This is a genomic window from Mycolicibacterium sp. lyk4-40-TYG-92, from assembly GCF_030209435.1.
GTDB lineage: Bacteria > Actinomycetota > Actinomycetes > Mycobacteriales > Mycobacteriaceae > Mycobacterium.
In genome coordinates this window covers 13,347-25,590 of record NZ_JARVRX010000004.1, presented here as the reverse complement: position 1 = coordinate 25,590, position 12,244 = coordinate 13,347, and the positions used below count along the sequence as shown (strand labels likewise).

At 67.4% G+C, this 12,244-nt stretch carries 11 protein-coding genes; 1 reads left to right on the top strand and 10 read right to left on the bottom strand.

Annotated elements, in window-relative coordinates; genetic code table 11:
• Nucleotides 1-4: 4 nt before the first annotated feature.
• From QRN63_RS09700 to QRN63_RS09675, 6 genes are all read right to left on the bottom strand, one after another.
• Nucleotides 5-601, bottom strand: a complete 597-nt coding sequence (locus QRN63_RS09700) for a TetR/AcrR family transcriptional regulator (RefSeq protein WP_285030589.1) — start codon at nt 599-601, stop codon at nt 5-7.
• A 149-nt stretch (nt 602-750) separates the two neighbouring features.
• Nucleotides 751-2,553, bottom strand: a complete 1,803-nt coding sequence (locus tag QRN63_RS09695; protein WP_285030588.1) for a fatty acyl-AMP ligase — start codon at nt 2,551-2,553, stop codon at nt 751-753.
• Between the two features lie 42 nt (nt 2,554-2,595).
• Nucleotides 2,596-3,726, bottom strand: a complete 1,131-nt coding sequence (locus QRN63_RS09690; protein ID WP_285030587.1) for an LLM class flavin-dependent oxidoreductase — start codon at nt 3,724-3,726, stop codon at nt 2,596-2,598.
• Between the two features lie 3 nt (nt 3,727-3,729).
• Nucleotides 3,730-5,118, bottom strand: a complete 1,389-nt coding sequence (locus QRN63_RS09685) for an NtaA/DmoA family FMN-dependent monooxygenase (protein WP_285030586.1) — start codon at nt 5,116-5,118, stop codon at nt 3,730-3,732.
• A complete protein-coding gene (locus tag QRN63_RS09680) occupies nt 5,115-6,284 on the bottom strand; it encodes an LLM class flavin-dependent oxidoreductase (RefSeq protein ID WP_285030585.1) in 1,170 nt (389 codons plus the stop codon). Before QRN63_RS09680 ends, QRN63_RS09685 begins: the two co-directional genes overlap by 4 nt.
• Nucleotides 6,285-6,658: 374 nt before the next feature.
• Nucleotides 6,659-8,419, bottom strand: a complete 1,761-nt coding sequence (locus QRN63_RS09675; RefSeq protein ID WP_285030584.1) for an N-acyl-D-amino-acid deacylase family protein — start codon at nt 8,417-8,419, stop codon at nt 6,659-6,661.
• A gap of 139 nt (nt 8,420-8,558) precedes the next feature.
• Between QRN63_RS09675 and QRN63_RS09670 the strand changes: the two genes are divergently transcribed.
• Nucleotides 8,559-9,194, top strand: a complete 636-nt coding sequence (locus tag QRN63_RS09670; protein WP_267317426.1) for a TetR/AcrR family transcriptional regulator — start codon at nt 8,559-8,561, stop codon at nt 9,192-9,194.
• Between the two features lie 3 nt (nt 9,195-9,197).
• On the opposite strand, the gene QRN63_RS09665 is transcribed toward QRN63_RS09670, so the two are convergent.
• From QRN63_RS09665 to QRN63_RS09650, 4 genes are all read right to left on the bottom strand, one after another.
• Nucleotides 9,198-10,055 carry an SDR family NAD(P)-dependent oxidoreductase gene (locus QRN63_RS09665; RefSeq protein ID WP_285030583.1) on the bottom strand — a complete coding sequence of 286 codons (858 nt, stop codon included), beginning with the start codon at nt 10,053-10,055 and terminating at the stop codon, nt 9,198-9,200.
• Nucleotides 10,056-10,118: 63 nt separating this feature from the next.
• Nucleotides 10,119-10,580: a hypothetical protein gene (locus QRN63_RS09660; protein ID WP_267317424.1), complete on the bottom strand. Its 462-nt coding sequence runs from the start codon at nt 10,578-10,580 to the stop codon at nt 10,119-10,121.
• A gap of 21 nt (nt 10,581-10,601) precedes the next feature.
• Nucleotides 10,602-10,961: a hypothetical protein gene (locus QRN63_RS09655; protein ID WP_285030582.1), complete on the bottom strand. Its 360-nt coding sequence runs from the start codon at nt 10,959-10,961 to the stop codon at nt 10,602-10,604.
• A gap of 100 nt (nt 10,962-11,061) precedes the next feature.
• Nucleotides 11,062-12,219, bottom strand: a complete 1,158-nt coding sequence (locus QRN63_RS09650; protein ID WP_285030581.1) for an acyl-CoA dehydrogenase family protein — start codon at nt 12,217-12,219, stop codon at nt 11,062-11,064.
• Nucleotides 12,220-12,244: the final 25 nt, after the last annotated feature.

Sequence of the window (12,244 nt, the reverse complement as noted above, 5' to 3'; positions counted from 1 at the left end):
GATCTCAACTTCCCTTCGGGGTAGGTGTGCCGGCGGCAAACAGCGTCCGGGCTGCCAACAGCAGCTTCAGCTCGGCGTCGACATCATCGAGTGGCTGCAGGCTGGATGTGGCCCGGCACATGGTGATCGCACCTTCAATGGCGCCGAGCGACATGGTGGCCAGGCGGCGGGCGGCCACGGAGTCGAGGCCGTCGGTCACCAGGCAATCGGTGACGAGCTGATGCCAGGTGCGGAAAATCTGATTGGCGTGCCGAGCCAGCGGCGATCCCGGGGCGGCACTGACGGCGATGGATACGACCGGGCAACCCACGGCAAACTTGTTCTGACGCAGCAGTTTTCTCCAGAAATTGGTGACGGCGTCGACAACGGCGGCAGGTCCGTCGGGTGCCGCCTTCGAGATGAGCCGTGAGATGGCATCGCCGCTGAGCTGCGCGGCCTCGTCGATGATCTGGGCACGCCCGTCGGGAAAGTGGTGGTAGATCGAGCCGCGCGGCGCGCCGCTGCGGCTCAACACATCGTCGAGCGTGACCCCGTCGACGCCGCGCTCCCGGAGCAGCTCGACGGCGGCGAGCACCATCGATTGGCGAGTGTCGGGCGGCATCGGGCGACTCCAGGCTGAGCGGAACAATCGAGCCGAATTATGATCCGATTCATAATCATGAGTCAAGACCCACGGCTCGTCCGCGCTCGGCTATCTCAGCTGCGGGCGTCCACGGAACTGAATATGATGCCGTTCATAGCGGAACGGGACTACAGCGTGCCGTCCAGATAGGCGGCTCGACAGGCGCGGCGCGCCAGCTTCCCGCTGGTAGTGCGCGGGATGCCGCCGGCCGGAAGCAGTCGCACGTCGGCGACGGTCACGCCGTGACGCTCCGAGACCAGCGCATGGACCGACTCGATCGCCGGCTGCGGATCATGGCGGGCCGTGCCCGACGCCCGTTCGGCGATGATCACAAGCTGTTCGCCACCGTCGGCCGGCACGGTGAAGGCCGTCACGTAGCCGCGCCGCACCAGGGGTGACGCGTCGGCGGCCGTCGTCTCGATGTGCTGCGGATAGTGGTTCTGCCCACCGAGCGTGAGCACGTCGGCAAGACGACCCGTGACGTACAGCTCGCCGTCGAGGTAGAAGCCCAGATCGCCTGTCCGCAGCCAGGATCCGTCGATATCGGAGCCGTCGGCGTGACTGTTCAGCGACAAGGCACTGCGCAGCCGAGCGTGGAAGACCTCTCGAGTCTCCTCCGGCAGCCCCCAGTAACCACGGCCGATGTTGTTGCCCTGCAACCAGATTTCGCCGACTCGACCGTCGGGCTGTTCGGCTCCGGTGGCCGGGTCCACCAGCACCACCCAGAGACTGCTCGCCGGCTGCCCGCAGGCCACCTGCGCAACCGCACCCGGTGCGTCCTCGGACACCGGCACCGCCGCGCCGGACGCTAGCGGGTCGCGGTCGAAGTAGCGCACCGTCGCTTCCGCGTCGGGCGCGATGTTGGAGACGAAAAGCGTCGCCTCGGCGATGCCATAGGACGGCTTGATCGCCGTCTTCGGGAGTCCATACGATTCGAAGACCGAGTTGAAGCTCTTGATGGCGTCCATGCTGACCGGCTCCGAACCGACGATCATCACCACATTCGCCAGGTCGATGTCGTCGCCCGGGCTCGGCGCACCCCGATGCGCCGCCCACTCGTAGGCGAAATTCGGTGCGGCAGTGACCACGCGGCCGACCTTCGAGCAGTCCGACAACGCCTTGATCCACCGCAGCGGCCGGCGGACGAACGCGGTGGGCGACATCAACGTCGAGTGACCGCCGTACACCGTCGGAAACCCGATCATCGACAGGCCCATATCGTGATACAGCGGTAGCCAGCTGACGCCATGCGTATTGCGGTCCAGCATGTCGATGGACAGGATCATCTGAATCAGGTTGGTGCCCACCGCTTTATGGGTGATCTCCACGCCGACCGGCGGCCGGGTCGCCCCCGAGGTGTACTGCAGGTGGGAGACGTCGTCGATCTCGAGGTGGACAGGTTCGAAAGAGACGCCCGCGTCGTCCGGCACCTCGTCGATGGCGACGACTGTCGGGGTACCCAGGTCCGGGTGCTGGGACAGAAATTCGGTGACGGCCGAGCGCGCCGCGGCCGTCGTCAAGATCGCCGCCGGTCGCGCGTCGTGGAGCGCGGTGTCCAAACGCTCGGCATGCCCCGGCAATTCGGGCGCGAACAACGGGACCGCGATGGCGCCGGCCTTGATCGCCGCGAAGAAACCGGCGACATAGTCGAGCCCCTGCGGCGCCATGATGGCAACTCGATCACCGCGCTGCGTGACGGCCTGCACCCGGGCCGCGATGGCCGCGAGCCGCACCCCGAGCTGCGACCAGGTCACTTCAAAAGTTCGCGCATCGGCACCGGAGTAGTCCAGGTAGCGGTATGCCACCATGTCGGGCAGATGGGCGATGTTCCCGTCGATCAGGGCGATCAGCGTCGCGCCGGGCGGCAGCGTCACCGCCCCCGATTCGTCGACGCAGTCCTCGATCTTGAAAAGGCCGCTGCCCGGTGTCATGGCTCCAGCCTAGGCACCAGCGCCAGTCACCGAATGTGGGGCTCACCACGCCCGTCGGGACCACTCCTCGGCCAACAGCTCGTAGGAGCGCACCCGATCCCGGTGCTCGTGGGTGATGGTGGTGATGATCAATTCGTCGGCCCCGGCGGCGTCGCGCAGCCGCTCCAGCTTGTCGGCGACCTGCGTGGCGGTTCCGACGAACTGGGTGTCGACGCGGTCCGCCACGAGCGCGCGGTCGGCCGCGGTCCAGTCGTGGGCCCGCGCTTCGGCCGGGGTCGGAAACGGGATGGCGCCTTCGGCCGTGCGGATGCTGCGCACCCACAGGCCGTATCCGGTGGCGAGCTCGCGGGCCGTCGCCTCATCGTCGGCGACGACGACATCCGCCGAGACGGCGACGTAAGGCTCGTCGAGTTCGGCCGAGGGACGGAACGCAGCCCGGTAGGCGTCGGTCGCCTCGAGGACCGAGGACGGAGCGACGTGGTAGTTGCTCGCGAACCGCAGTCCTCTGGTGCCGGCGACGTCGGCGCTCTCACCGCCGCTGCTGCCCAGAATCCAGATTTGCAGGTCGGCGCCTTCCCCTGGCACGACCCGCGCAGCCAAGCCGTCCGCGTCGCGGTAGACCCCGGCGATCAACGCCAGGATGTCGTTGATCTGATCGGTGTAGTCCTGCGATTGCGCGCCGGGCAGCTGGAGCAGGGCCCGTTGGAGGGCGAACCGTGGAGACTGCAGCAGCGGCCGGGGATCGAACTTCGGCGGAATCAGTAGCCCGTTCGAACCATTGCCGGCGGCGCGAGTGCCCACCGAGGCACTCACCGGCACCTTGGGTTCGCGCGGCTTCCCTCCAGAGCGCCCCAGACCGAGGTCGAACCGGCCCGGATGCAACGCGTCGAGCAGGCCGAACTCCTCCACCGTCGCCACCGCGGTCCGGTGACCCATCTGCACCGCCCCCGATCCCAGACGGATCGTCGAGGTCTCCGCAGCGGTCAGCGCGAGAAGCACAGCCGGTGAGGTTCCGGCGATACCGGGATTGAGGTGGTGCTCGGCGAACCAGTAGCGCGCATAGCCAAGCGCCTCCGCCCGCTTGGCGAGGTCGACACTGTTGCGTAGCGCCTGCGGCGCAGTCGAACCCGACGAGATCGGCACCAGATCGAGCACTGTCAGTGGAGTCGCCATGTTCTACGACGCCACCTCAGCTGAGAGATTCGCGCGCGTCGCCGGCCGCGGCGGCGGCGCCAGTCCCAGGTGGTCGCGCAACGTGACACCCGTGTAGTCGGTGCGGTACGTGCCACGCTCCTGCAGTAGTGGCACCACCCGGTCGACGAACGGATCGAGCCCGCCGGGTGTGATGTGCGGGACGAGGATGAATCCATCACTGGCATCGGCCTGAACGAATTCGTCGATCGTCGCCGCGATGGTGTGGGGCGATCCGATGAATGATTGCCGCCCGGTGACCTCGACGATCAGTTCGCGGGTGGTGAGCTTCTGTGCCTCCGCCTTGGCCCGCCACTCGGCGGCGATCGCGAGCGGGTCCCGGAACATACGGACACTGGCCCGGCCGCGCGCGATGGTGTTCTCCCCCACGACCGGGTCGACCGCAGGCAGCGGCCCGTCGGGGTCATGGTCGGAGAGGTCGCGATTCCAGAGCTGTTCGAGAAACTTGATCGCGGTCTGTCCGGACACCTGGGCGAGCCGGATCTCGTGTGCGAGGTCGGCAGCCTCGTCGTCGGTGTCCCCGATCACGAACGTCGCGGCCGGCAGGATGAGCAATTCGTCATGGCGCCGCCCGTAGCGCGCCAGCCTGCCCTTGACATCGGTATAGAACGCCTGCCCGGCCTCCAGGGTGCTGTGCCGCGAGAAGATTGCGTCGGCAGCGGACGCCGCGAACTCGCGGCCTTCGTCCGAGTCGCCCGCCTGAAAGATCACCGGGCGGCCCTGCGGGCTACGTGGCACGTTGAACCGGCCGTGGATGTCGAAGTGACTGTCCGTGTGTTCGAACGCGCCGGCGTCGGGATCGGACAAGAAGACACCGCTGGACTTGTCGGCCACGATCTCGTCGCCGCGCCATGAGTCGAACAGCTCCAGCGTCGTCTGCAGAAACGTCTTGGCGCGTTCGTATCGCTGGTCCTCCGCCAGGAACCCGCCACGGCGAAAGTTCTCGCCCGTGAACGCATCCCACGATGTCACGACGTTCCAGGCCGCGCGCCCCGCGGAGAGATGGTCGAGCGAGGCGAACTGCCGAGCCACCTCGTAGGGTTCGTTGAAGGTCGAATTGATGGTGCCGGTCAAGCCGATTCGCTCGGTCACCGCGGCCAGCGCGGCCAGCACGGTGAAGGTGTCCGGACGCCCGACGACGTCGAGGTCGTAAATCTGACCGTTCTGCTCGCGCAGGCGCAATCCCTCGGCCAGGAAGAGAAAATCGAACTTCCCGCGCTCGGCCGCTCGCGCGAAATGCGCGAAGGAACTGAACTCGATGTGGCTGCCGGCCGCCGGGTCACTCCACACCGTCGTGTTGTTGACGCCCGGAAAGTGCGCTGCGAGGTGAATCTGCTTGACTGGCTTGCTCATTGGCTGATCCTTGCGTAACGGTTGGACGGACGCGGCAGCTCGAGCAGTCCACGCAACGTGCTCGATTCGTACGCGTCGCGGAAGAGTCCGCGGCGCCGCAACTCGGGCACCAGCTGCTCGGTGATCTGGAGCAGGTCATGTGGGAGGGCCGCCGGCCGTAGTCGAAACCCGGTCAACCCGGCGCTTTGCCAGTCCGTCAGCAGGTCGGCCAATTGCGCGGCGGTTCCGGCGAAAATCACTGCATCGCTGCGATATTCGGCTCCGGCAACGTCATCGAGTCGCCGCCGGCGGGCCTGTGCCGCCGACGCGCTGTCATCGAGGAACACCACCACATCGCCGAAGATGTGCAGGGCCTCGGCCCCACGGCCCACCCCCTGTTGCAGCGCGCGGATCTCCTCGACGATTTCCGCCGCCTGTTCGGCATCCCGAGGCGTGACGAACCCGATGTCGGTACTCGCGGCGATCAACTCGTGGCCGGCTTCGCCGTGGCCCAATGCCGCGACGATCGGCTGGCCCTGCGGTGGGCGCGGTGTGATGGACGGGCCTTTGACAGAGAACCACCGACCGGTGAAGTCGATGTAGTGCAGCTTGTCCCGGTCGATGAAGCGCCCGGTCGCGGCATCACGGATCTCGGCGTCGTCCTCCCAGCTGTCCCACAAGCGGCGCAGTACCTCGACGTAATCCGCAGTCTCGGTGAAGTATTCGTGAGCCCGCGACCGGTCCGCGGCCTCGCGTCGCCCGAAGTGCGCAGCGACATCCGGACGACCGGCGATCTGGACGCGCACGCCGGCCCGGCCGGTGCTCACGTAATCGAGGGTCGCGATGGCCTTCGACACATGGAACGGCTCAGTGTGGGTGACGACGGCCGTCGGCACCAGTCCGATCCGCTGGGTATGCGGCGCGACCCGCGCCGCGATCAGCACGGCGTCCAACCGGCCCCGGACCCGATCGAGGCGACGGTCCGGCACGAAAGGATCGTCGGATTGAACTGCCAACGAATCCTCGATGGTCACAAAGTCCAGCGCGCCGCGTTCAGCCTCGAGGACCAGGTCCGCCCAGTAGCCGGCGCCGAACAGGTCGCCGGGGCGGGCGTCGGCCTCGCGCCACGCGGCCGGGTGCCAGCCGGCGCCGTCCAACGCCACGGCCAGATGAAATCGATCCGACATATGACCACTGTGCCGAGCCGTGCGCACATCGCAGCGGCTGCGGCTCCGTCGGTGCCGGGGAAGGGAATAGTTGGGCGGCTGTGCGGAAGCTCCGGTCCGGCTCAGAGTGCCGGCGGCAGCGCCGCATCCGTGGCCATGCCGATCGGATCACCGAGGACCCGCGAGCAGCATGACGCACGCCATCAAAAAGGGCTGCTGCCAATGGCTTTCACATGGCGCGTCGCCATCCTGGTGGCGCACCTCGTGTCGACGGGCAGCTCGTACCGGGGACCCGACACGAGTCGCATCCGCGCGGGTCGCCGCGGGGTCCTCCCGCGCCGACGCCGCACGGAAGGCACCGCGACGCTCCTGAAATCATCAGGATTCCAACCCCGCTACCTGATACCGCGGACCAGCCGGCCCGGCCGCGCGCCGGTGTCGGCGCCGTGCCGGCGCGTGACGGTGCCGCTGACGATCGTCGCGTCGTAGCCACTTGCGTCCTGCACCAGGCGTTTCCCGCCGGCGGGCAGGTCGTGCACCATCTTCGGGGCGTGCAGGGTCAGCGCGTCCAGGTCGATGACGTTGAGGTCGGCCTTCTTGCCGACGGCGATGACGCCGCGGTCGGACATCCCGTACAGCTGGGCGGTGTCATGCGACTGTTTCCGGATGACGTACTCCAGCGGCAGCTTCTCGCCGCGGTGGCGGTCGCGGGCCCAGTGCGTCAGCAGGAACGTCGGGTACGACGCGTCGCAGATCATGCTGCAGTGCGCGCCGCCGTCCGAGAGGCCCAGCACCCCGGCCGGGTGCGTGAGCATCTCGCGGATGGCGTCGTGGTTACCGTTCGAGTAGTTGAACATCGGGTACATCAGCATGGCCCCGGCGCCCGCTTCGAGCATCAGGTCGTACATCGCGGCCAACTGGTCCACGCCGCGGCGTTCCGCTATCGCCGCGACCGTGCGCTCGACGGTGGGCTCATAGTCCGGCGGTTCACCGATGTGGTACAGGCGATTTGCCGCATTCTGCGCCAGCATGAACATGCCGTCGAACAGCTTGGTGGGGTCGATCGGTAGGTCGTCCTCCGCCAGGATCGCGGCCCGCACCGCGGGCTCGGCCAGCTTCTCGGCGAGCTCTTCGCGCGTACATTCGGCGGCCAGCCGGCGGTAGGTCGGCCGGTGGGTGAAGGCATGGTGGCCCGGGAAACCCAGCAGCATGCCGAAGGGCCGCGCCGCCACCTGCGGGAACAACCGACTACCCGCCTGATGGGCCGCCGCGGACAAGTCGAGTTGCTCGCGCCACAGATTCGGATCGGCGTCGACCTGGATCAGCGCGAAGCTCAACGCGCAGTCGATCTCCTCGCCGAGCCGCCGCATCCACTCGAGTTCCTTGCGCGGCGCGACGATGTCCTCGCCGGCAGCGCCCTGCGGAGCCAGCTCGAAGACCGCCGCCCCGCCGGCCGAGGCGGCGCGTCCCAGAGCGAACAGCTCGTCCTCGGCGGCGAAGGTGCCGGGCACCGGTTCGCCGTCCATGGCTCGGTGCGCCACGGTGCGTGACGACGAAAAGCCCAGGGCCCCAGCCTCGATCGCCTCCCGGACCAGTCTTGCCATGGCCTTGATGTCATCGGGGTCGGCGGGTTCGTTGCGGGCGCCGCGCTCCCCCATCGCGTACGCGCGGACCGCGCCGTGGGCGATCTGAGTGCCCATGTCCACTGCCAGTTCGCGCTGACCGACGATGTCGAGGTACTCGCCGAAAGTCTCCCAGCCCCACGTGATGCCCTCGGTCAGGGCAGTACCCGGGATGTCCTCGACACCCTCCATGAGCGCGATCAGCCATTCCTCCTGGCCGGGGCGCACCGGCGCGAAGCCGACGCCGCAGTTGCCCGCGACGACCGTCGTCACCCCGTGGTTGCTCGACGGCTCCAGCACGCTGTCCCAGCTGACCTGGCCGTCGTAGTGGGTGTGGATATCCACGAATCCAGGCGCGACGATCTTGCCGCCGGCATCGATCGTCTCGGCTGAATCACCGGACAGCACAGGGTCGTTCGGACCGCGGCGGTGAACCTCCACGATCTTGCCGTCCTTGATCGCGACGTCGGCGGTGAACCGGTCGGCGCCGGTGCCGTCCACGACCGTGCCTCCGGTGATCTTCAGATCGAACACATCTGCTCCCTCATTGCTAGCGCACGTCCATCAGTGGCAGTACTGTAACACCGTTACAGGCGAACGGAACAAGGTTCCCACGACCGGACCCGACGCGACTGCGGTTAGGGTGATCGACATAAGCGGAAAGGAGGTGCTCATGGTTGAGTTGAACCAGCGGGGTCTCGGCGGCTCGCCGAAAACTGTTGATGCTCAAATGATCCTGGATACCGCGGCAGCCTTGCTGGAACGCGACGGCGTCGAGGGTTTCTCCATGCGTAGCCTGTCCGAGCATCTCGGCGTCGCCGTCACGTCGATCTACTGGCACGTCGGCGGCCGGGACAAACTGTTCGACCACCTGATCGACCGGCTGATCGAGGTGATGGCCAGCCTGCCCGCCACCGGCGACACCCCGACAGAACGCATCGTCTCGCTGACCCGCGCGCAGCGCACCGCACTCATCGAACGCCAGCACCTGATGGCCATCGCGCACGAACGCGACCGGACTCCGTCACTGTTCCAGTCGGTGCAGCAGACCCTGGCCGCCGAGCTCGCCGCGCTGGGAATCACCGGCAATCAGGCGGCCCTGGCCCTGAGGTCCATCGAGGTCCACGTGATTTCGTCTGCGCTGATGCAGTTTTCGGCCATCCGCAGCGGCGAGCACGAGGAAGAGGACCCGTCGCTGTGGGGCGATGACTGGCCCGACCAGGAACTGGTCGAGGCCCTGCGCTCGCCCACGGACTACGACGCGGTGTTCGAGTACGGACTGGCCGCACTCCTGGCCTCGCTGGCGTAATGGCTACTCGGTAGCGAACCGGCGGGTCCGCAACTTCGGGATCGCCTGCTCGCTCAGGACCCGCGCGCGTTCGGCCATGGCGCCGGCGACGGCCTCGGGATGCGTGGTCAGGTAGAAACCACCGGCCGCCGACTGCTCGAAGATGGCTTCGGCCGCGGCGAGGGGATCCATTGTGGTGATCTGGTACATCGCCGCGCGCTCGGAATCTGAGGCGGCGGCGGCGTCCCCACTTTGGCTGTCGACCCCGCCGGCCGCGGCGAAGATGTTGGACTGCACCGGGCCGGGCAGCACCGCCTGCACGCAGACGTGGTTGTCGTGGCCGGCCAGTTCGACCTCGACGCGCAGGCACTCGGTCAGGGCCAGCACGGCATGCTTGCTGACGATATACGGCGCTTGCAGTTGCACTGTCGACACACCACCGACCGACGACATGTTCCATACCCACGCGGGTTCGTCCGACGCCAGCATCGCCGGCAGGAACGCCCGCACGCCGTGGAACACACCGCTGACATTGATGTCCATGACGCGCTCCCAGTTGGCGACCGGGGTATCCCACAGGTAGCCGAACTGCTCGATGCCGGCGTTGTTCACCAGCAGGCGCACCGGCCCGATCTCGCGATCGACGCGGTCGGCCAGCGCCTGCACGGCCTCGGCGTCCCGGACGTCGCACACCGCGTCAACGGCAGTTGCGCCGGCCGCGGACAGCTCGTCGCGCAAGGCGGCGACCGCGGCGGCGTCGACGTCGACCAGCACCGTCGTCATACCGAGCTTGGCCGCATGCCGGGCCAGGCCGGCCCCGATCCCCGAGCCGGCACCCGTGATGACCGCGACCCCACCAGCGAACAGTTCCTGTGCACCCATGGCCGAAGTAGATCGCAGGGCGCGGGCCCGGACCGGCCCAACGTCCGATCAGTGGAATACCGGTCAGGCCGGCTGGACCTCAGCTTCGGCCCGCGGCGCCGCGCGCAGCACGCACCGTGCGTAGCCGATCCAGGACACCACGGCGGCCACGAAGGCGATGGCGATCATCGGGTGCACCGCCTGGCCGAGAACCACTGCGACAGAGTCACTTCCGGCCAGCCGCCGGTCAACCGCGCCGCCCGTCATCAACGGCAGCAGACTCACCACGAAGCAGGCGATCGCCGCGGCCAACGCGGTGCCGAACATTGCGCGCACCGCGGCGACGATCATGGTGCCGGCCGCGAGCAGGATCAGGACGGCGAAGGGCAGCGGCCGCAGCTCGGCGCCGAGGCTCCCGGTGATGTCCCAGATCCCCCAGCCGCTCATGGCACCGTGGCCATGGTCGTTGTGCGCGGTGTACCACGGCAGGACAGCCGCGACCACGATCATCGCGAAGGCGATGACCCCGATCGCCCAGCGCGTCACTACGTTCTCGATCTCGACTCCTCATACCCCCGTGAACGTGGGCTGCATCAGCGTCAGTATGGCCATCGCCAAACTGATGAGCAGACACAGACTCAACACGATCATCGCACCCACCAGCAGCCAGCGGCCCATCCGGCGGCGCATGCGCGTCAATTTCGCGTTCCGGCGGTCTGCGACATAGCTCAGGGCAACCATGGCGAACGCGACGTCGATGTGTTCGTCACCGACGGTTGCCGCGCCTGCCGCGATCTCCTGCAGGCGTCCGGGCTCAATCTGCACTCCCGCCACAGCGAAACGCCGGCTGAGCCGGCGCGCCTGTGCCCGCGTGAGCGGGTGGTCGCACACATGCACGTGATGCCGCGGGGCTGCCACTTGCGTCATTCCCTCGATTCGGGCGCCTCGCCGAGCCCGAAATTGCCGAAGGCGCCCGGGAATCAAATTACTCCGACGGGCGCCTTCGCACACTGCGACAGCAGGATTTTTAGAGGCCCATGTCCTTGGCGATGATCATCTTCATGACCTCACTGGTTCCGCCGTAGATGCGGCCGACGCGATTGTCGGCATACAGCCGGGCAATCGGGTACTCGTTGATGTAGCCATAGCCGCCGTGCAATTGCAGGCAGCGGTCGATCACGCGCGCTGCCGTGTCGGTGCAGAACAGCTTGGCCTTGGCGGCGTCGGCCGCCGACAGCTCGTCGAGGTCGTGGGCTTCCATGGCACGGTCGACGACTGCTTCCATCGCGTCGACGTCGGCCTGGCAGGCGGCGAGCTCGAACTTCGTGTTCTGGAACGAGGCGACCGGCTTGCCGAACACGGTGCGGTCCTTGGTGTACTGCACGGCGAACCGGACGGCCGCCTTGGCCTGCGCGTAGGCGCTGACGGCGATACCGAGCCGCTCGCGCGGCAGGTTCTGGCCGAGGTAGTTGAAGCCCTGGTCGGCCTCGCCGAGGATGTCCTCGACCGGGACCTTGACGTCGGTGAAGTTGAGCTCGGCGGTGTCCGAGCAGCGCAGGCCCAGCTTGTCGAGCTTGCGGCCGACCGAGTAGCCCTCCAGCTTGGTGTCGACCACGAGCAGCGAGATGCCGAAACGACGGTCGTCTTCCTTGGGGGCCGACGTGCGCGCGCAGACGATCACGCGGTCGGCGTGCACGCCACCGGTGATGAAGGTCTTGGAACCGTTGAGGACGTAGTGGGTGCCGTCCTCGGAAAGCTTTGCGGTGGTGCGCATTCCGGCCAGGTCGGAACCGGTGCCGGGCTCGGTCATGGCGATCGCGAACATGATCTCGCCGCTGAGCATGCCGGGGAACCAGCGCTTCTTCTGCTCTTCGTTGCCGATGTCGCGGATGTAAGGCAGACACAGGCCGACGTGCACGCTGGAGCCACCGAACGACACCGCGGCACGGGCGAGTTCCTCGGTGAGAATCGCCTGGAACTTGTACGAGGTCAGACCCTCACCGCCGTACTCGGTCGGAATCTCCGCGCCGAAGATGCCGAGTTCGCCGAGCTTGTAGTAGAACTCGCGCGGCACGAGGCCCTTCTCGAACCACTCGTCATAGACCGGGCTGACCTCCGATTCCACGAACGCGCGGATCATCTTCCGGTAATCCTCGTGTTCCTCGCTGTAGATCTCGCGTTTCACAGACAGCTCCTCAAAAGTGGTGAAC

Bases quoted from the DNA above. Each gene is read 5' to 3' on its own strand.
- QRN63_RS09700 (WP_285030589.1), bottom strand. From the start codon at position 601: ATGCCGCCCGACACTCGCCAATCGATGGTGCTCGCCGCCGTCGAGCTG.
- QRN63_RS09695 (WP_285030588.1), bottom strand. From the start codon at position 2,553: ATGACACCGGGCAGCGGCCTTTTCAAGATCGAGGACTGCGTCGACGAA.
- QRN63_RS09690 (WP_285030587.1), bottom strand. From the start codon at position 3,726: ATGGCGACTCCACTGACAGTGCTCGATCTGGTGCCGATCTCGTCGGGT.
- QRN63_RS09685 (WP_285030586.1), bottom strand. From the start codon at position 5,118: ATGAGCAAGCCAGTCAAGCAGATTCACCTCGCAGCGCACTTTCCGGGC.
- QRN63_RS09680 (WP_285030585.1), bottom strand. From the start codon at position 6,284: ATGTCGGATCGATTTCATCTGGCCGTGGCGTTGGACGGCGCCGGCTGG.
- QRN63_RS09670 (WP_267317426.1), top strand. From the start codon at position 8,559: ATGGTTGAGTTGAACCAGCGGGGTCTCGGCGGCTCGCCGAAAACTGTT.
- QRN63_RS09665 (WP_285030583.1), bottom strand. From the start codon at position 10,055: ATGGGTGCACAGGAACTGTTCGCTGGTGGGGTCGCGGTCATCACGGGT.
- QRN63_RS09655 (WP_285030582.1), bottom strand. From the start codon at position 10,961: ATGACGCAAGTGGCAGCCCCGCGGCATCACGTGCATGTGTGCGACCAC.